Raw genomic sequence first — 19979 nt, forward strand, 5'->3', positions numbered from 1 at the left:
TCCGCTTCTCCGCTTCTCCGCTTCTCCGCTTCTCCGCTTCTCCGCTTCTCCGCTTCTCCGCTTCTCCGCTTCTCCGCTTCTCCGCACCGACGCCTGGCCGCTTCGACGCTTCGATTCGCGACACACCCGCACCGCTCCCGCGCCGTCCTCGACGCGCCGCCGTCCTGCTTGCCCAGCGCCAGCTCTCCGCCGTCCGCAGCCTCCTCCGCCCCGCCCGTCGCCCCAACACCCGTTCCGTCGCGAACGCAGCCGTTTTTCGGTCAATTCGCCGCGTTCAGGCGCCTTTTTTCACGCGTCGCGCGCTTTGACGGTATGCTATTCGCCAGCCGCGCCGGCCCTGTCCGCTTCCGGGCCGCGCCCGCATCCCGTCACCCAGCAAAAAACACAAGCCACGTGGGAGATCCTATGCAGGTCAAGCTGTTCGCCGCGGCCGCGCTCGCCGCCGCCCTCGCCGTCCCCGGCCTCGTCGCCGCCAAGCCGCTCACCGTCTGCACGGAATCGAGCCCGGACGGCTTCGACGTCGTGCAGTACAACTCGCTCGTCACGACCAACGCATCGGCCGACGTGATCTTCAACACGCTCGTGTCGTACGACGAAGCCGCGAAGAAAGTCGCGCCCGCGCTCGCCGACAAATGGGACGCGAGCGCCGACGGCCTCACCTACACGTTCCACCTGCGCCCGAACGTCGCGTTCCAGACCACCGAATACTTCAAGCCGACCCGAGCGCTCAACGTGGACGACGTCGTGTTCACGTTCAGCCGGATGCTCGACGATGCGAACCCGTGGCACAAGGTGGCCGGCGCGAGCGGTTTCCCGCACGCGCAGTCGATGGGCCTCGTGAAGCTCGTGAAGTCGGTCACGAAGGTCGACGACAGCACCGTGAAGTTCGTGCTGAACGAGCCGAACGCGACCTTCGTGCCGATCCTGACGATGGGCTTCGCGTCGATCTACTCGGCCGAATACGCGGACCAGCTGCTGAAGGCCGGCAAGCAGGCCGACCTGAACGCGAAGCCGGTCGGCACGGGCCCGTTCGTGCTGAAGAGCTACACGAAGGACGCGCTGATCCGCTACGACGTGAACCCGACCTACTGGGGCACGAAGCCGAAGGTCGACCGGCTGATCTATGCGATCACGCCCGACCCGTCGGTGCGCCTGCAGAAAGTGAAGGCCGGCGAATGCCAGATCGCGCTGTCGCCGAAACCGCAGGACGTGCTCGCGGCGAAGGGCGAAAGCGCGCTGAAGGTCGTGCAGACGCCCGCGTTCATGACCGCGTTCGTCGCGCTGAACACGCAGAAGAAGCCGCTCGACAACGACAAGGTGCGCGAAGCGCTGAACCTCGCGTTCGACCGCGCGACCTACCTGAAGGTCGTGTTCGACAACACCGCGACGGCCGCGAACAACCCGTATCCGCCGAACACGTGGAGCTACGCGAAGGACGTCGCGCCGTATGCGTACGATCCCGCGAAAGCGAAGCAGCTGCTCGCACAAGCCGGCTTCCCGAACGGCTTCTCGACGACGATCTGGACGCGCCCGACCGGCAGCGTGCTGAACCCGAATCCGAAGGTCGGCGCGGAGCTGCTGCAGGCCGACCTCGCGAAGATCGGCGTGAAGGCCGAGGTCAAGGTGATCGAATGGGGCGAGCTGATCAAGCAGGCGAAGCTCGGCCAGCATGACATGCTGTTCATGGGCTGGGCCGGCGACAACGGCGATCCGGACAACTACCTGTCGCCGCTGTTCAGCTGCAACGCGGTGAAATCGGGCATCAACTTCGCGCGCTTCTGCGACGCGCAGCTCGACAAGCTGATCGCCGACGGCAAGTCGACCGCCGACCAGGCCAAGCGCGCGAAGCTGTACGAAGCGGCGCAGAAGATCATCCACGACCAGGCGCTGTGGATTCCGCTCGGCTATCCGACCGCGGCTGCGCTCACGCGCACGAACGTGAGCGGCTATCACGTGAGCCCGTTCGGGCGGCAGAACTTCACGACCGTCGCCGTGCAGTAACGCGACCCTCGCGCGTGGCGCGCAAGCGACGGTGCGTCGGGCCGTCGCTTGCGGCCCGCGCGCCGCGCTTGCTACACTGCGCGCTCATTCCTCATACCGGACGCCAGCCAAAGTGAACAACTAAGCCTTCCCAAAATGTTTTCGCCGCCGTGCCACGCACGCCGCGCGCGAAGGTCTTCACGCATTTTTGGAGGTGCTTATGGCTGCTGCCACGCCCACCGGCGCGCTCGTCGCGCTTCATCACGTTTCCTTCCGCTTCAACGACGGCGTCACGCTGTTCGATTCGCTCGACCTTTCGATCGACCGCACGCCGACCGGCATCGTCGGCCGCAACGGCATCGGCAAGAGCCAGCTCGCGCAACTGATCGCGGGGCGCTGCGCACCGAGTTCGGGAACGATCGACCGGCACACGCCAGTCGTCTACGTCGCGCAGCAGCATGACGACGACGCTGCGTCGGCCGGCCCGCGAACCGTCGCGCAGATCGCCGCGCTCGACGCGCCGCTCGGCGCACTCGCGCGTCTCGCCGACGGCCGCGCGGAACCGCACGACTTCGACCTGATCGGCGATCGCTGGGATCTCGCGGAGCGGCTGCGCACCGCGCTCGACGCAGCCGGCCTGCACGACGTACAACCCGATACGCCCGCGCACGCACTGAGCGGCGGGCAGCTTGCGCGCGTCGCGCTGATCGGCGCGCTGCTGTCCGGCGCGGGCCTGCTCGTGCTCGACGAACCGACCAACCATCTCGACACGCCGGGCCGCGCGTGGCTGCGCGCGGCGCTCGACGGATGGCGCGGCGGCCTCGTCATCGTGAGCCATGATCGTGCGCTGCTCGCCGACGTGCAGCGCATCGTCGAGCTGACGCCGCAAGGCGTGCGCTCGTTCGGCGGCAACTACGCGCTCTACCGCGCGCAGCGCGACGCGGAACAGGATGCCGCGCAGTCTGCGCTCGACAACGCGCGTGCCGAACGTGGGCGCGTCAGGCGCAGGCTCGAACAGGAACACGACACGATCCAGCGTCACGCGGCTGCGTCGCTGCGCGATGCGAAGACGGCCAACCTGTCATCGATGGCAAAACAGAGCCGCAAGGGCGCGGCGCGCAGCATCATGGGCACGGTGCGGCGCCACCAGAACGAATTCAAGGCGACGCTCGACGAACGCGTGCAGGAAGCGGCCGCGCGCGTCGAAGCCGATGCGCCCGTGCTCGTGTCGCTGCCGGGCACCGAGGTCAGCGCACGCCGCCAGCTGTTCACGCTCGAAGGTGCGCAACTGCCGTGGCGCATCGCCAACGATGCCGACGCGATCACGTGGTCGGCCAGCGGCCCGGTACGCGTCGCATTGACCGGCCCGAACGGCTGCGGCAAATCGACGTTGCTGCGAATGCTCGCGGGCGAGCTTGCGCCGCGTTCAGGCGCATGCACGACACACGTGAGCGCCGCGTATCTCGACCAGCGGCTCGCGCTGCTCGATCCCGACCGCTCGATCGTCGAGCAACTCGGGCTGCTCGATACGCCGCTCGCCGAAGGCGACCTGCGCAGCCGTCTCGCGCTGCTGCAGCTCGACGCGGCACGCGCCACGCAGCCGGCGCGGCAACTGAGCGGCGGCGAACGGCTGAAGGCCGCGCTCGCGTGCGCGTTGTGGCGCGGCACGCCCGCGCAACTGCTGCTGCTCGACGAGCCGACCAACCATCTCGATCTCGAATCGGTGCGTGCGATCGAAGCCGCACTGGCCGGCTTCCCCGGTGCGATCGTGGTCGCGTCGCACGACACCGCGTTTCTCGCGGCGCTCGACCCGACGCACACGATGCAATGGCATCGCGACGGGTGGCGCTACGAACCCGTCGCATGAGGAGAACGACGCGGTATCAGCCGGCGGTGCGGAACCGCAGCACGCCGTCGTCGCCCTGCTCGCGCACGAGCTCGCCCGCGAGCCACAGCAGGTTCAGGTGCGCGAGCGCCTCGCCGAGCGCGAACGTCATCTGGTGGATGTCGAGTTCGCGGCGGCGGAACATGATCGGCACGATGTCCGCCGCGCTCATCGGCTTTTCCGCGCACGCGACGCGCACTTCGGCCAGGCGCGCGTCGTGGTGCTCGCGCAGTTGCGTGATGCGCGTGCGCACGCCGCGGAACGGCTTGCCGTGCGACGGCAGCACCAGCGTATCGGGCGCCATCGTCTCGTAGCGGCCGAGCGACTGCAGGTACAGCGCGAGCGGGTTCGCTTCCGGCTCGAGGTCGAACACGGACACGTTCGTCGAGATGCGCGGCAGCACCATGTCGCCGGAGATCAGCACGCCGTCCGCTTCGCTGTGCAGCGCGCAATGTTCAGGTGAATGGCCGAAGCCGGTCACGACGCGCCACGTGCGCGCGCCGATCGTCACCGCATCGCCTTCACGCAGGCGCCGGTAGCGCGGCGGCACGGCCGGCACGAGATCCGAGTAGTAGTTGCGGCGGTTGCGCAGCTTGTCGAGCGCAGCCGGATCGGTCAGCCCGTGGCGGGCGAAATGATCGGCCGCCGCCGCGCCGCCCGCGTTCGAACCGTTGCCGGCCGCCATCAGGCAGCCGAACATGTACTCGCCGAGCGTCATCCACAGGCGCACGTTCCAGCGGCCCTTGTCGCCGCCCTCGCACAGCCAGTTCGCGAGGCCGAAGTGATCGGGGTGGCAGTGCGTGACGAGCACGCGCAGCACGGGCAGGCCGTCGAGATGCGTGTCGAAGATCTGCTCCCAGTGCGTGCGGATCGCATCCGACGCGATCCCGCAGTCGACGATCGTCCAGCCGGCCTGCCCGTCGATCTCGTCGCGCAGCAACCAGAGGTTGATGTGATCAAGCGAGAACGGCAACGGCATGCGCAGCCAGCGCACGCCGGGCGCGACCTCGAACGTGTCGCCCGCGGCGGGCAGCGTGTCGGCGAAGGGATAGTCGAGTTGGTGTTCCAGTGCGTTCATCGGTGGGGCGTCTCGTCGTTATCGGTGCGGATGCGCGCCGGCGGCAGGCCGCGGCGGGCGGTGCGTCGATTCTATCGCCGTCGCGCGAAACGCGTGCCCGGCGGCGGCCGGCCCGTCAAAAAAAGTTCGTGCCAGAATCGGTTCCGTACCCGTATCTTTACGCGAAGATGCACCGAACGGTATCCAACGGCGGACAACCCGCCGCCTGCCCGCCGGCTGCGGATCGCCGCAAAGCCCTTGAACCGCCCGCTTGGGCGCTAAAATGGCGAGTGCTTACAGCCCCTCCCGAACGAGCCTGCACGCGATGAATCACTTCCCCAAACTGCTGTCTTCGCAGATCGGTTTCGACGTCGCGCAGACGATGCTCGAAAACTTCGACCGTCACTACCGGATCTTCCGCGAGGCGGCCGACGAAGCGAAGACGCTGTACGAGCACGGCGACTGGCACGGGCTGCAGCGGCTCGCACGCGAGCGGATCACGTCGTACGACGATCGCGTGAAGGAATGCGTCGAGGTGCTGGAAGACGAATACGACGCGGAGAACATCGACGACGAAGTGTGGCAGCAGATCAAGCTGCACTACATCGGCCTGCTCACGTCGCACCGCCAGCCCGAGTGCGCGGAGACCTTCTTCAATTCGGTGTGCTGCAAGATCCTGCACCGCTCGTACTTCAGCAACGATTTCATCTTCGTGCGCCCGGCGATCTCGACCGAGTATCTCGAGAACGACGAGCCGGCCGCGAAGCCGACCTACCGCGCGTACTATCCGGGCACCGACGGGCTCGCGGCCACGCTCGAGCGCATCGTCACGAACTTCCAGCTCGAGCCGCCGTTCGACGATCTCCCGCGCGACATCGCATGCGTGATGCAGGCGATCCACGACGAATTCGGCCACTTCGACGAAGCGCCGAATTTCCAGATCCACGTGCTGTCGTCGCTGTTCTTCCGCAACAAGAGCGCGTACATCGTCGGCCGCATCATCAACGCCGACCGCGTGCTGCCGTTCGCGGTGCCGATCCGCCACGTGCGCCCGGGCGTACTCTCGCTCGACACCGTGCTGCTGCGCCGCGACCAGCTGATGATCATCTTCGGCTTCTCGCACTCGTATTTCCTGGTCGACATGGGCGTGCCGTCCGCGTACGTCGACTTCCTGTGCACGATCATGCCCGGCAAGCCGAAGGCCGAGATCTACACGTCGGTCGGCCTGCAGAAGCAGGGCAAGAACCTGTTCTACCGCGACCTGCTGCACCATCTGTCGCATTCGAGCGACCGCTTCATCATCGCGCCCGGGATCAAGGGCCTCGTGATGCTCGTGTTCACGCTGCCGTCGTTCCCGTACGTGTTCAAGATCATCAAGGATCACTTCCCGCCGCCGAAGGAAACGACGCGCGCGCAGATCATGGAGAAGTACCAGCTCGTGAAGCGCCACGACCGCCTCGGGCGGATGGCCGACACGCTCGAGTATTCGAGCGTCGCGCTGCCGCTCGCGCGGCTCGACCACGCGCTCGTGCGCGAGCTGGAAAAGGAAGTGCCGTCGCTGCTCGAATACGAGGACGGCAATCTCGTGATCGAGCACCTGTACATCGAGCGCCGGATGACGCCGCTCAACCTGTACCTGCAGAACGGCACCGATACCGACATCGAGCACGGCGTGAAGGAGTACGGCAACGCGGTGAAGGAGCTGATGAAGGCGAACATCTTCCCCGGCGACATGCTGTACAAGAACTTCGGCGTCACGCGCCACGGCCGCGTCGTGTTCTACGACTACGACGAGATCGAATACCTGACCGACTGCAACGTGCGCCGCGTGCCGGCGCCGCGCAACGAGGAAGACGAACTGTCCGGCGAACCGTGGTATACCGTCGGCCCGCACGACATCTTTCCGGAGACCTACGGGCCGTTCCTGCTCGGCGACCCGCGCGTGCGCGACGTCTTCATGAAGCATCACGCGGACTTTTTCGATCCCGCGCTGTGGCAGGCCAGCAAGGACAAGCTGATCCAGGGCGAATTGCCCGACTTTTATCCGTACGACACCGCGCTGCGCTTTTGCATGCGCTACCCCGCGCGCTTCGGCGCAGCGGACCAGAACGACGGCGCAGACGACGCGCAGCGCGCCGCCTGACGTCGACTACACCGAACCGATCGCGACCCGATTTCCGCCAACGGAATCCACACCGATGAACACCCAAGACAATCCGCTTTCACACCTGTTCGACAACAACGACGCCTGGGTCAAACGCAAGCTCGCGGACGATCCGGAGTTCTTCACGCGTCTCGCCGACCAGCAGGCGCCGGAATATCTGTGGATCGGCTGCTCGGATTCGCGCGTGCCCGCGAACCAGATCATCGGCCTGCCGCCGGGCGAAGTGTTCGTCCACCGCAATATCGCGAACGTCGTCGTGCACAGCGACCTGAACTGCCTGTCGGTGATCCAGTTCGCGGTCGACATCCTGCGCGTGAAGCACATCATGGTCGTCGGCCACTACGGCTGCTCGGGCGTGAACGCGGCGCTGCACAACCGGCGCGTCGGCCTCGCCGACAACTGGCTGCATCACGTGCAGGACGTGCGCGAACGCCACGCCGCCCTGCTCGACGAATGGCCGGTGGGCGAAGCGCGCTACCGCCGCCTGATCGAGCTGAACGCGATCGAGCAGGTCGTCAACGTGTGCCGCACGACGATCGTCAACGACGCCTGGGCGCGCGGCCAGGCGCTCACCGTGCACGGGCTCGTGTACGGCGTGCATGACGGCCGGATGCGCAACCTCGGGATGGCCGTATCGAACTTCGATGCGCTCCACGAGACCTACAAGCGCTGCGTGGCCGCGCTCACCGCACGCGGCGAACATGCGCCCTACAACGACATGGTCGCCGCGGACGCCGCGCAGCTCGACGACGTCGCGCAAGCCGTCGCCGACACGCTGAAGCCGTGCGGGGACGCGAAGTAACGCCGCGGCCTCCGCGGCGGCGACCGCGCCGGCGCAGCCGCGCGGTCCATCGAACGGATCGGATACCGGCGCGGCCGCCCCGGCGGCGCCAAGCACAGGAGCGACGGGCATGAAAACCGCATTGATCGTCGGCGCATCGCGCGGCCTTGGCCGCGAATTCGTCCGGCAATATCGGCGCGACGGCTGGAACGTGATCGCCACCGCGCGCGACGACGCATCGCTCGACGCGCTGCGCGCGCTCGGCGCGCACGCGCATGCGCTCGACATCACGCAGCCCGAGCAGATCGCGGCGCTCGGCTGGAAGCTCGACGGCGAGCGGCTCGATGCGGCCGTGCTGGTGTCGGGTGTCTACGGGCCGCGCACCGAGGGCGTCGAGACGATCACCGCCGAGGATTTCGACGCGGTGATGCATACGAACGTGCGCGGGCCGATGCAGTTGCTGCCGATCGTGCTGCCGCTCGTCGAGGACGCACGCGGCGTGCTGGCCGTCGTGTCGAGCCGGATGGGCAGCATCGCCGAGGCGACCGGCACGACCGGCTGGCTGTACCGCGCGAGCAAGGCCGCGCTGAACGACGCGCTGCGCATCGCGTCGCTGCAGACGCGCCACGCCGCATGTATCTCGCTCCATCCCGGCTGGGTGCGCACCGACATGGGCGGCGCGCAGGCCGCGATCGATCCGGAAGTCAGCGTGACCGGCATGCGCCGCGTGATCGCCGAATCCGGCGCGGACGTGTCGCAGGCAAACGGCCGTTTCTTCCAGTACGACGGTATCGAGCTGAGCTGGTAGGCAGCCGACAACCTTGCGTCGTTAATTCCCGTTTCGCATGATTCTGAACCGACCTGACGCGTGCCCGTGCGGCGGCGCGTCCCCCGCTCCCGCCGGCAAAGCGCCGGCGCCCCGCTATGCGGCCTGCTGCGGCCGCTTCATCGACGGCGGCGAAGCCGCGCCGACCGCGCTCGAGTTGATGCGTTCGCGGTACAGCGCGTATGTGCTCGGCGCGACCGACTACCTGCGCGCGACCTGGGCCGCGCGCACCTGTCCGCACGATCTCGACACCGACCCCGAAGCGCCCGACGCGCCGCGCTGGCTCGGCCTCGCGGTCAAACGCCATGCGCCGCTCGACGAACGGCACGCGGAGGTCGAATTCGTGGCCCGCTACAAGGTCGGCGGACGCGCTTACCGGCTCCACGAGACGAGCCGTTTCGAGCGCGACGAGCATGGTTTCTGGCGCTACGTCGACGGCGAAGTAAGTGAACGTTGACAAATAGTTGCTGTGTCAGACGCCGGGTAATTCCCGCATTGCACAACCCCATTTTGTCCGGCTACGATGACCTCGAATTGGTCAAGTTGCATGGCAGGGCTTACGAATGGCGTTCAGCAAGGTATTGGTGGGATGGATGGCGGCCTGTGCGCTGTCGGCCGCTCAGGCCGGTACGCTGCCGAGCGCCAATACGGGGTCGGGTGCCGGCGTCAGCGGGTCGCTCGCCCACGCCGAACGCTTCGACTACGGCAATTCGAACCTGCCGCAGGTCGCCGCCGACCTGAACGAACAGATCCTCCGCATTCCGGCCGACGCATCGGGCAACGTCACGCTCGAGGCAACGCTCTTCAAGCCGAACGGCCCCGGCCCGTTCCCGCTCGTCGTCTTCAACCACGGCAAGAACACCGGCGATCTTCATCAGCAGCCGCGCAGCCGGCCGCTCGCGTTCGCGCGCGAATTCGTGCGCCGCGGCTATGCCGTGATCGCGCCGAACCGCCAGGGCTTCGCAGGTTCGGGCGGCACGTACCAGCAGGAAGGCTGCAACGTCGGCAAGAACGGCCTCGCGCAGGCGGCTGACGTCGACGCGACGGTGCGCTACATGTCGCGCCAGTCGTATGTCGATGCGTCGCGCATCGTCGTCGCCGGCACGTCGCACGGCGGCCTCGTATCGGTCGCGTACGGCACCGAAGCCGCACCGGGCGTGCGCGGCATCATCAACTTCTCCGGCGGGCTGCGCCAGGATCTCTGCGACGGCTGGCAGAAAAACCTCGTCGACGCGTTCGACCAGTACGGCGCGCACACGGCCGTGCGGTCGCTGTGGCTGTACGGCGACAACGACTCGGTGTGGACGCCCGGGCTCGTCGCGCAGATGCACGACGCGTACGTGTCGCACGGCACGCAGGCCCGGTTCATCGATTTCGGCCGCTACAAGGACGACGCGCACCGGCTGATCGTCGACCGCGACGGCGTGCCCGTGTGGTGGCCGGCCGTCAACGCGTTCCTCGCGCAGTTGAACCTGCCGACCTCGGTGCGCTACGCGGTCGCAAACCCGCACGAGCCGAAGGCGAGCGGCTATGCGTCGATCGACTCGGTCAACGCGGTGCCGTTTGTCGACGAAGCCGGCCGTGAAGGCTATCGCCGCTTCCTGAACCAGCATCCGAGCCGCGCGTTCGCGGTGTCGTCGGAAGGCGCATGGTCGTGGGCCGAAGGCGGCGACGATCCGATGGCGCTCGCGCTCGACAACTGCTCGAAGCAGGGCGCGGGTTCGTGCCGGCTGTATGCGGTCAACGACCGGGTCGTGTGGAACAACGCGACACAGACGGCCGACAACGACGACAGCAACGCAAGCGACACCGGTACGCCGGCGCTGGCTTCGCGTTGACGAGCGGCGGCCTGCGCCGCCGTTTTTCGTTTTCTCCTCCCCCCCTTTTTTTCACTTCTTCGCAGACGCGCTGCTCGTAGCGTTCGCGGCCGACGTCGCGCACGCGGCACGCACCGCATGCCGGCGTGAACACGCCTTCTAGCTGCGCCTCGCTCCGGGTGCCCTTCGTCACCTGCATGCAATCTTTCTTTCCGATCGCATGGGGGCCACATCGTCCCGCACCGCCCTTTCCCCTATCGCTCCCCGATTTCTCCCCCTGCCGCACCGCCCGACGCACGATTTTTTTCAGTTGGGGGGGCTCACTCGAACGTCGTCATCTGCGGTCATTTCGGGACATCTGAACCGTACCGTCCAGAGCCGCTCCGATCTGCGCCGAACTCCCGTCCGACAAGGCTCTGCGGCGTTTGTAACCGGTAGTGCAACGGGCCGCGGAACACGCTAATCTCAGCGCGTTTCGTGTCCCGCCGCGCGGCATCCCGTCGATGCCGCGCGGCCGTTTTATCCCCCGGAGCCGCCTTGAGTACGCCAGCCACCGACGACTGGGTCGCGCGCAGCCTGCGCGCGGTCTGGCATCCCTGCACCCAGATGAAGCACCACGAGCGCCTGCCGCTCATCCCCGTCGCGCGCGGCGCGGGCCTGTGGCTGTACGACCGTGACGGCCGCCGCTACTTCGATGCGATCAGCTCGTGGTGGGTCAACCTGTTCGGCCATGCGAACCCGGACATCAACGCGGCTCTGAAAGACCAGCTCGACACGCTCGAGCACGCGATGCTCGCCGGCTGCACGCACGAACCCGCGATCAAGCTCGCGGAGCGACTGCACGCGCTCACCGCGCGCACGCTCGGCCATGCGTTCTTCGCGTCGGACGGTGCGTCGGCGGTCGAGATCGCGCTGAAGATGAGCTTCCACGCGTGGCGCAACCGCGGCCGCGCGAACAAGCAGGAATTCGTCTGTGTCGCGAACAGCTATCACGGCGAGACGATCGGCGCGCTCGGCGTGACCGACGTCGCGCTGTTCAAGGACGCGTACGACCCGCTGATTCGCCATGCGCATGTCGTCGCATCCCCCGACGCGCGCGGCGCGCTGCCGGGCGAAACGGCTGCCGACGTCGCGAGCCGCGCGCTCGCGGACGTGCGGCGCCTGTTCGTCGAACGCGGCGACCGGATCGCCGCGCTGATCGTCGAGCCGCTCGTGCAGTGCGCGGCCGGCATGGCGATGCACGATCCGTCGTACGTGCGCGGGCTGCGCGCGCTGTGCGACGAATTCGGCGTGCACCTGATCGCCGACGAAATTGCAGTCGGCTGCGGCCGCACCGGCACCTTCTTCGCGTGCGAGCAGGCCGGTGTCTGGCCCGATTTCCTGTGTCTGTCGAAAGGCATCAGCGGCGGCTACCTGCCGCTGTCGCTCGTGCTCACGCGCGACGACGTGTTCGCCGCGTTCTACGACGACGACACGACGCGCGGCTTCCTGCACTCGCATTCGTACACCGGCAACCCGCTCGCATGCCGCGCGGCGGTCGCGACGCTCGACCTGTTCGCGCGCGACGACGTGCTCGCGAGCAACGCCCGCAAATCGGCGACGCTGCGCACGGCGCTCGCGCCGCTCGATGCACACCCGCAAGTACGCCACCTGCGCGAGCGCGGCACGCTGTTCGCGTTCGACGTCGCACTCGACGGCGACGCGGCACGCAGCTTCTCGCGTCGCTTCTTCGAACGCGCGCTGGAACGCGAGCTGCTGCTGCGCCCGATCGGCACGACCGTGTACCTGATGCCGCCGTACGTGATGAGCGACGACGACATCGCATGGCTCGCACAAAGCACGCGCGACACGCTCGATGCGACGCTCGCGGAGATCGCACGATGACGAACCGCCTGCTCGACACCCTGCAACGCGGCCTCGCCGATCTCGACGCGCAAGGGCTGCGCCGCGTGCGCCGCACCGCCGATACCGCGTGCGATGCCCGCATGACCGTCGACGGCCGCGAGATCGTCGGCTTCGCGAGCAACGACTATCTCGGCCTCGCCGCGCATCCGGCGCTCGTCGCCGCGTTCGCCGAAGGCGCGCAGCGCTACGGCTCCGGCAGCGGCGGCTCGCACCTGCTGGGCGGCCATTCGCGTGCGCACGCGACGCTCGAGGACGAACTCGCGGCCTTCTCGGGCGGCTTCTCCGACGCACCGCGCGCGCTGTACTTCAGCACCGGCTACATGGCGAACCTCGCCGCGATGACGGCACTGACCGGCAAGAGCGCGACGATCTTCTCCGACGCGCTGAACCATGCGTCGCTGATCGACGGCATGCGGCTGTCGCGCGCGAACGTCCAGGTCTATCCGCATGCGGACACCGCCGCGCTCGCCGCGTTGCTCGACGCATCGGACGCCGAAACGAAGCTGATCGTCAGCGACACCGTGTTCAGCATGGATGGCGACCTCGCCCCGCTCGCCGAACTCGTCGCGCTGGCCGAACGCCACGGCGCGTGGCTCGTCGTCGACGATGCGCACGGCTTCGGCGTGCTCGGTCCGCAGGGCCGCGGCGCGCTCGCGGCCGCCGCCCTGCGTTCGCCGCATCTCGTGTACGTCGGCACGCTCGGCAAGGCGGCCGGCGTCGCGGGCGCATTCGTGATCGCGCACGAGACCGTGATCGAATGGATGATCCAGCGCGCGCGCAGCTACATCTTCACGACGGCCGCGCCGCCGGCCGTCGCGCACGCGGTATCGGCCAGCCTGAAGGTGATCGCGGGCGACGAAGGCGACGCGCGACGCGCGCATCTCGCCGCGCTGATCGAGCGCACGCGCGCGCTGCTGCACAAGACGCGCTGGCAGCCGGTCGATTCGCACACGGCCGTGCAGCCGCTCGTGATCGGCAGCAACGACGCGACGCTCGCGGCAATGCGGGCGCTCGACGCGCACGGCCTGTGGGTGCCCGCGATCCGGCCGCCGACGGTGCCCGTCGGCACGTCGCGGCTGCGCGTGTCGCTGTCGGCCGCACATTCGTTCGACGATCTCGCGCGGCTCGAAGCCGCGCTGATCGAAGCCAGCGACGCGCAGGCCGCGCAGGAAACAGAACAGCCCCCACGCTCACTTCGTTCGCTGCCCCCCGAGGGGGCTGCAGCCTCCCTTGGGGCGGCCCGGCGGGAGACTGCAGCTTGACCGCCCCGCTCTCGCTGTTCGTCACCGGCACCGACACCGAAATCGGCAAGACCTTCGTGTCGGCCGCGCTGCTGCACGGCTTCGCGCGGCACAGCCTGCGCGCCGCCGCGCTGAAGCCCGTCGCGGCCGGCGCGTATGAACGCGACGGCGTGTGGCGCAACGAAGACGCCGACCAGCTCGACGCGGCCGCGAACGTCGTGCTGCCGCCCGAGCTGCGCACGCCGTTCCTGCTGAAAGCACCGGCCGCGCCGCATATCGTCGCCGCGCAGGAAGGCGTGACGCTCGACATCGACACGATCGTCGCGTGCCATCGCGAAGCGCTGACGCGCGCGGAGATCGTCGTCGTCGAAGGCGCCGGCGGCTTTCGCGTGCCGATGAACGACACGCAGGACATGGCCGATCTCGCGGTCGCGCTCGGCGTGCCGGTCGTGCTCGTGGTCGGCGTGCGGCTCGGCTGCATCAGCCATGCGCTGCTCACCGCCGACGCGATCGCCGCGCGTGGCCTCAAGCTCGCCGGCTGGGTCGCGAACCACGTCGATCCAGCCATGTCGTTCCCCGACGAGAACGTCGCGACGATGCACGACTGGCTCGCCCGCGAACACGGCGCACCGCTGCTCGGCCGCATTCCGCACATGAGCCCGGCCGCCCCCGAATCCGCCGCGGCGATGCTCGACATCGCCGCGCTCGTCGATACGCTGCGCGCCGCGCAGCATTGACCCAACAGAACCCGATCCCCCGATCCCTCATCCCCGTCCAGGACAGGAAAACGATATGACCCAAGCCCAGACCGCCACCGTGCAACCCGACGCGATTCCCGTGGCCGCTCCGGCCTCGCAGCGCTGGCGCGTCGCCGACGTCGTCGCGCTGTTCGAGCTGCCGTTCAACGACCTGATCTTCCGCGCGCAGCAGGTGCACCGCGAACACTTCGACGCGAACGCGGTGCAGCTGTCGACGCTGCTGTCGATCAAGACGGGCGGCTGCGAGGAAGATTGCGGCTACTGCTCGCAATCGTCGCACCACGACACGGGCCTGAAGGCCGAAAAGCTGATGGACGTCGACGCGGTGCTCGACGCCGCGCGCGCCGCGAAGGCGAACGGCGCAAGCCGCTTCTGCATGGGCGCCGCGTGGCGCAACCCGAAGGAGCGCCACATGCCGGCGCTGACCGAGATGGTGCGCGGCGTGAAGGAACTTGGTCTCGAGACCTGCATGACGCTCGGCATGCTGGAAGACGAACAGGCGCAGGAACTCGCGAACGCGGGCCTCGACTACTACAACCACAACCTCGACACGTCGCCGGAGTTCTACGGCCAGGTGATCTCGACGCGCACCTACCAGGATCGCCTCGACACGCTCGACCGCGTGCGTGACGCAGGCATCAACGTGTGCTGCGGCGGCATCATCGGGATGGGCGAATCGCGCCGCGAACGCGCGGGCCTGATCTCGCAGCTCGCGAACCTGAACCCGTATCCGGATTCGGTGCCGATCAACAACCTCGTCGCGATCGAAGGCACGCCGCTCGAAGGCACCGCGGCGCTCGACCCGTTCGAATTCGTGCGCACGATCGCGGTTGCCCGCATCACGATGCCGAAGGCCGTCGTGCGCCTGTCGGCTGGCCGCGAGCAACTCGACGACGGGCTGCAGGCGATGTGTTTCCTGGCCGGCGCGAACTCGATGTTCTACGGCGACCAGCTGCTGACGACGAGCAACCCGCAGTCGCAGAAGGACCGCGCGCTGTTCGAGCGCCTCGGGATCCGCTCGAGCGACGCGGACGCGATGTCGGCGAACGCGTAAGCGGCAGCACCGCGTAACTACGAAAAAGCCGGGGCATGCCCCGGCTTTTTTTCATCCGATCGTCTGCACCGCGTTGCCCTGCGCGTCGCGGATCACGGTCTTCTCGACCCGCCAGCGCACACCGTCGAGCCCGTCGACCGCATACTCGCCGGCACGCGGCTGCAACGTGCGCGCCAGCGCCTGCACCGTCGCATCGGTGAGCCGCAGCGTCAGCCTGCCGTCTTCGTCGGCGATGGTGTTCGCGTCGCCGCGCTCGAAACGCACCGCGGTGTCGCGGCCGACCAGCCGCAACGGCCGGTCGAACGGCAGTCGCAGCGGCAGCAGCGCGACGAGTTCGTCGACCTGCCGCGCACCCACCGTGATCTCGACGAGCGGCGCGCGCAACAGCCGCTTGCGCGTCTCCCATCCAAGCACGTCGGTGAACAGCGAGCCGCTCGACGAGCCATCGCGCCGGGTGCCCTCGTCGACCTGCGCGCGCACGTCCGCGCGCTCGAGCAACGACGCGCGGCCGAGATCGGTCACCCACAGCGGCATATGCGGCAGCAGCGTGTCGAGCAGCGCGCGCGTGCGCCAGCGCTTCGCGGCACGCTCCTCGTCGAGTGTCAGCCCGACGATCTGCAGGAACGCCAGGTGGCCGTGCGGCGTATCGATCGCCGGCAGCTCCGGATCGAACGCAAAACCCATCGAGCAAAGCTGCGTATCGGTATCGAGCGCGATCGGGCCGTTGGCCGTCATCCAGTGGCCGTCGTCGAACGCGTTGCCGCTCTGGAACACGTAGCGCGCAAGATTCTGCAGGAAGCTGAACACCCAGTTCGGCGGCTCTTCGTCGGTGGCGCCGCAGGCGACGCGCATCGTCAGCTCGAAGCCGAAGCCGCTGACGGCCGGATCGTCCGACTCCTTCACATACAGCTCGGAGAGCCCGTACGTGACGAAATGCCAGTGCGGCACGGGTTCCGCGCGCTTCCACACGCTGATCCCGTCGAGCGGATCGCGGCCGCCAAGCCGCCACTTGAGCAGCGTGCCGTAGTGCTTCGGCTCCTGCCCCGGATAGACGCGCGCGAGCGCGCCGTCGATCGCGTCCCAGCCCGGCGCGCTGCCGTCGGCTGCGCCGTCCTGCGTGTCGTGCGTTGCGTCCGTCATGTGCTCCCCCGAATGGCGTCCTGGTGTGCCATACCGGCGCGCACGTCGGCTGTGGCCACCGTACGACGTGTGCGTTACACGTGCGCCGCCGCGCCGTCGACCGCCGCGCGCACGCGCTCGACGAGTTGTTGATCGACCGGTGCCAGCACCTCGCCGCGCGGCCGCACGCCCGAACCGAAGTGCACCGCGCGCACGCCGGTGGCGCGGACGAAATCGCCGACCGCGTCGACCGTGAGCCCCGAGCCGGCCAGCACCGTACAGGTCGAGCCGGCGGCCTGCCGCACCAGCCGCGTGATCGTCGCGGACGCGTCGAGCACCGACGGATGGCCGCCGGACGTCAGCACCGATGTGACGGCCGGCACGCGCAGCAGCGCGCCGAATGCGGCATCGAGGTCGCGCGACACGTCGAACGCGCGGTGGAAGGTCAGCGCACGGCCGTCCGCCGCGGCCGCGATGCGGGCCAGCGCGTCGAGATCGACGTCGCCGCGCGCGTCGAGCGCGCCGAACACGACGCCGTTCGCACCGGCAGCGACGGCCCCACGTACGTCGCGTTCGATCACGCGCAGGTCGTCGGCGTCGTACACGAACGACCGGCTGTGCGGTCGCACGATCACGTTGACGGGAATCGGCACGGCGGCCACGACGGCTTCGATCAGACCGACGCTCGGCGTCAGCCCGCCTTCGGTGATCGCGGTCACGAGTTCGAGGCGGTCAGCGCCCGCGCGGGCGGCGGCCTTCGCGTCGCCGACGGTCGTGGCGATCACTTCGAGGAGGACGGAAGAGGCGGCGTTTCGGTTCATGGGCGGCCCGCAAATCGTCAGGACAATTCGCGCATCCTAGCCGAGCCGCGTGACGGGCGCCAGCATGCCGGCCGCCGCGCCATGAGTCGCGCCGTCAGCCGCGCCGCGCGAGCCACACGCCGACGAGCGCGGACAGGCCGGTCACCACGGCGCCGGGCGCGAACCAGAACATCCGCGCGTTCACGTCCACGCCCTGCTGCTGCATCACGTCGACGATCCCCGGCGCCATCAGGAGCGTCACCCAGCCGATCATCCCGAACGCGGTGGTCGCGGTCGCGATGAGCAGCGCAATGCCCGCGCCGCGCGCGCGTGGCCGGAACGCGCCGGCAAACGCGCCCACGGCCAGGAGCACGGCCGACAACACGCACAGCACGGTGACGAACACGAGCATCGCCCCCGTATGGCCGAGCTTCAGGAACGCCATCGTCTGCGCCGTGATCACGCACATGCCCGCGATCGTGAACAGCACGATCGCCAGCGCGTTGCGCACGACGCTCATGCGTTCGCCTGGAAATACGCGGTCGCGGGGCGCCGGAACATCAGGTAGACGAACAGCGCAAACAGCAGGACGCCCGGAATCAGCACCGCGTACATCGACGCCGGCATGTTGACGAACGAGAACACGAAGCTGAACACGGACGTCGCGATGTAGGTCTTGCGCGACCATTCGCGCCCCTTGAGGATCGCGATGCCGACCACGATGTTCACGACTTCGAGGATCACGCTGATGCCGAGCGTCGCCCAGACCGGCAGCAGGTAGTGCGACAGCAGCGCCTGGGTGGTCGGCATGCCGATGGTGAAGGGCGTATAGACGCACGTGATCGCGTTGGTCACGATGATGATCCACGCGAGAATGGTCAGCGAAATCGGTCTTTTCATTGTGTTTTCCTTGTTATTCGCCGCCATGGTGGCCCCCGGGACGGCGCGCTCGCGGTCACGATGGCCGCGGTCGGGCCATTGTCGGGGAAGCACGCGGCGAACGCAACGACCGCCCCGCGCCGCCCGCCCCGCCCGCCGCCTGCGGTGCGTGCGCGGCTAACCCGCGTCCGCTGCGTCGTCGCCCCAGTCGATATCGCCGCACAGCACGCGCTGCGTATCGCCGACGCGCACGGCCACCGACAGCGTCACGCACGGCTGCGCCTCGTTGATCGACAGGTACGGCCGCGTGACCTGCACGCGCCCCGGCTCGGCGATCGCCGAGCGGAAATACGGCCGGCGCAGCCAGTTCGCGCCCTGCGCGTCCGCGAGCGGCGAGAAGCGCGCCTCGGCGAGCGCGCGGTCGGCGCGCAGCACGACGTTGCGGCCCGACTGGCGGCCGTGCGCGTCGAGCAGGAAGCAGCGCGCGGCGGCATCCAGCGCGAGGAAGTTCCAGCACACCTCGTCGAGCGGCTCGCCGGCCGCCAGGCGCTCGGCCGCGCGTTCGAACGCGCGCAGGTACGGCGCGAGCCGCTGCGCATCGCGCCGCTCGCGCGCGTCGGTCTGCTGCCGAAAACGCTCGGTCAGCTCACCGATGCAGCCCGTCGCGGCCGCGCTGTCGGGCAGCCCCGGCGCCGGCCGGCCGAAGTAGTAGCCCTGCACGAAATCGGCCTCGCACGACAGCGCGATCTGCGCCTCGTGCTCGGTCTCGATGCCCTCCACCAGCACCAGCTTGCCGGCTTCGTGCAGCAGCGTCACGAGCCCGTGCAGGATCGCGGTGAGCCCGGTACGGTGCGCCGCGTGCGACAGCATGATCCGGTCGAGCTTCACGATGTCCGGGTTCAGTTGCCAGATCCGCTCGAGGTTCGAATGGCCCGCGCCGAAATCGTCGAGCGCGATCAGGAAGCCGTGCGTGCGGAATTCGCGCACGGCCTCGGCAAGCCGCTCGACGTCTTCCGCGCGCTGTTCGAGCACTTCGAGCACGATGCGGCGCGGCGGCATGCCGAGCCGCTTCAGGTTCGCAAGCAGCGCGGCCGCCTGGAACGGATCGGTGAGCACGCCCGGATGGACATTGAGGAACAGCCACTCGCGCTCGGCGCCGAGCAGCGCGAAGTTCTCGAGATGCAGCGCCTGCGCGAGCCGGTCGAGCTGCAGCAGTTCGCCCTGGCGCGCAGCCTCGCCGAACACGTCGAGCGGCGACACGGCGCGGTCGAGCGCATCGTGCGCGCGCAGCAGCGCCTCGTAGCCCACCGCACGCTGGTGCGACAGGCTGAAAATCGGCTGGAATACGGTCGTGAGCGTCAGGTCGCGGTGCTGCGTCGCCAGACGTTCGAGGCCGGAACTCACCTCCCGCTCGAACCGGTACGGCGATGCGGCGGCCGGACGCTCCTGTTGCACGATCGTCATGCCTTCCTCCTGGTGTTGCCTTCGAACGCGGCGCCCGACGAAGCGAACGGCGCGTGCAATGTCATGGTTGGACCCTCGGTTGCCCGGTCAGCGCCGGACGGCTGCCCCACCTCAAGCAAGCTCCGTGCAAGGCACGGGCAACCCGCGTGCCGCGGTGATGCACGGGGCTGCCGCACCACCGCGGCGCACGTCGCGCGCACCATTTTCGTGCATACGCACCGGCCGCTCGAACGCATCCGTCACGTCATC

General features: G+C 68.5%; 17 protein-coding genes. 11 read left to right on the forward strand and 6 right to left on the reverse strand.

The window, feature by feature from the left end; translation table 11 throughout:
- Positions 1-405 precede the first annotated feature (405 nt).
- The gene (locus tag BDO18943_RS32265) at positions 406-2001 is read left to right on the forward strand and encodes an ABC transporter substrate-binding protein (RefSeq protein WP_175025473.1); all 1596 of its coding nucleotides are present in this window, start codon (positions 406-408) and stop codon (positions 1999-2001) included.
- A 199-nt stretch (positions 2002-2200) separates the two neighbouring features.
- Entirely contained in the window at positions 2201-3847 is a 1647-nt protein-coding gene (locus BDO18943_RS32270; RefSeq protein WP_175025474.1) for an ABC-F family ATP-binding cassette domain-containing protein, read from the forward strand.
- Between the two features lie 16 nt (positions 3848-3863).
- On the opposite strand, the gene BDO18943_RS32275 is transcribed toward BDO18943_RS32270, so the two are convergent.
- A complete protein-coding gene (locus BDO18943_RS32275) occupies positions 3864-4943 on the reverse strand; it encodes an MBL fold metallo-hydrolase (RefSeq protein ID WP_175025475.1) in 1080 nt (359 codons plus the stop codon).
- Positions 4944-5247: 304 nt separating this feature from the next.
- Between BDO18943_RS32275 and aceK the strand changes: the two genes are divergently transcribed.
- The 9 genes from aceK (at position 5248) to bioB (ending at position 15468) form a co-directional block, all read left to right on the forward strand.
- The gene (gene aceK, locus BDO18943_RS32280; protein WP_175025476.1) at positions 5248-7065 is read left to right on the forward strand and encodes a bifunctional isocitrate dehydrogenase kinase/phosphatase; all 1818 of its coding nucleotides are present in this window, start codon (positions 5248-5250) and stop codon (positions 7063-7065) included.
- Positions 7066-7120: 55 nt separating this feature from the next.
- A complete protein-coding gene (gene can / locus BDO18943_RS32285; protein WP_043187092.1) occupies positions 7121-7888 on the forward strand; it encodes a carbonate dehydratase in 768 nt (255 codons plus the stop codon).
- Positions 7889-7997: 109 nt separating this feature from the next.
- Positions 7998-8675: an SDR family oxidoreductase gene (locus tag BDO18943_RS32290; RefSeq protein WP_175025477.1), complete on the forward strand. Its 678-nt coding sequence runs from the start codon at positions 7998-8000 to the stop codon at positions 8673-8675.
- 37 nt (positions 8676-8712) lie between these two features.
- Positions 8713-9150: a YchJ family protein gene (locus BDO18943_RS32295; protein ID WP_175025478.1), complete on the forward strand. Its 438-nt coding sequence runs from the start codon at positions 8713-8715 to the stop codon at positions 9148-9150.
- A 106-nt stretch (positions 9151-9256) separates the two neighbouring features.
- Entirely contained in the window at positions 9257-10531 is a 1275-nt protein-coding gene (locus tag BDO18943_RS32300; RefSeq protein ID WP_175025479.1) for a dienelactone hydrolase family protein, read from the forward strand.
- A gap of 516 nt (positions 10532-11047) precedes the next feature.
- Positions 11048-12394, forward strand: coding sequence for an adenosylmethionine--8-amino-7-oxononanoate transaminase (gene bioA, locus BDO18943_RS32305; RefSeq protein WP_175025480.1), 1347 nt, complete (start codon positions 11048-11050; stop codon positions 12392-12394).
- Positions 12391-13677 carry an 8-amino-7-oxononanoate synthase gene (bioF, locus tag BDO18943_RS32310; RefSeq protein ID WP_175025481.1) on the forward strand — a complete coding sequence of 429 codons (1287 nt, stop codon included), beginning with the start codon at positions 12391-12393 and terminating at the stop codon, positions 13675-13677. Before bioA ends, bioF begins: the two co-directional genes overlap by 4 nt.
- Complete coding sequence (bioD, locus tag BDO18943_RS32315) at positions 13674-14393, forward strand: dethiobiotin synthase (protein WP_175025482.1); 720 nt, start codon at positions 13674-13676, stop codon at positions 14391-14393. Before bioF ends, bioD begins: the two co-directional genes overlap by 4 nt.
- Before the next feature lie 55 nt (positions 14394-14448).
- A complete protein-coding gene (gene bioB, locus BDO18943_RS32320; RefSeq protein ID WP_175025483.1) occupies positions 14449-15468 on the forward strand; it encodes a biotin synthase BioB in 1020 nt (339 codons plus the stop codon).
- A gap of 51 nt (positions 15469-15519) precedes the next feature.
- Here the strand turns inward: bioB and BDO18943_RS32325 are convergent, their stop codons facing one another.
- The 5 genes from BDO18943_RS32325 to BDO18943_RS32345 form a co-directional block, all read right to left on the reverse strand.
- Positions 15520-16608, reverse strand: a complete 1089-nt coding sequence (locus tag BDO18943_RS32325) for a suppressor of fused domain protein (RefSeq protein ID WP_175025484.1) — start codon at positions 16606-16608, stop codon at positions 15520-15522.
- A 74-nt stretch (positions 16609-16682) separates the two neighbouring features.
- Positions 16683-17408, reverse strand: a complete 726-nt coding sequence (locus BDO18943_RS32330; protein ID WP_175025485.1) for a copper homeostasis protein CutC — start codon at positions 17406-17408, stop codon at positions 16683-16685.
- Positions 17409-17502: 94 nt separating this feature from the next.
- A complete protein-coding gene (locus BDO18943_RS32335) occupies positions 17503-17907 on the reverse strand; it encodes a hypothetical protein (RefSeq protein WP_175025486.1) in 405 nt (134 codons plus the stop codon).
- Positions 17904-18287: a hypothetical protein gene (locus BDO18943_RS32340; protein WP_175025487.1), complete on the reverse strand. Its 384-nt coding sequence runs from the start codon at positions 18285-18287 to the stop codon at positions 17904-17906. The genes BDO18943_RS32335 and BDO18943_RS32340 overlap by 4 nt, the downstream gene beginning before the upstream one ends.
- A 156-nt stretch (positions 18288-18443) precedes the next feature.
- Entirely contained in the window at positions 18444-19730 is a 1287-nt protein-coding gene (locus BDO18943_RS32345) for a sensor domain-containing phosphodiesterase (RefSeq protein WP_043187059.1), read from the reverse strand.
- Positions 19731-19979: the final 249 nt, after the last annotated feature.

The sequence above is a fragment of the Burkholderia aenigmatica genome, from assembly GCF_902499175.1.
Taxonomy (GTDB): domain Bacteria; phylum Pseudomonadota; class Gammaproteobacteria; order Burkholderiales; family Burkholderiaceae; genus Burkholderia; species Burkholderia aenigmatica.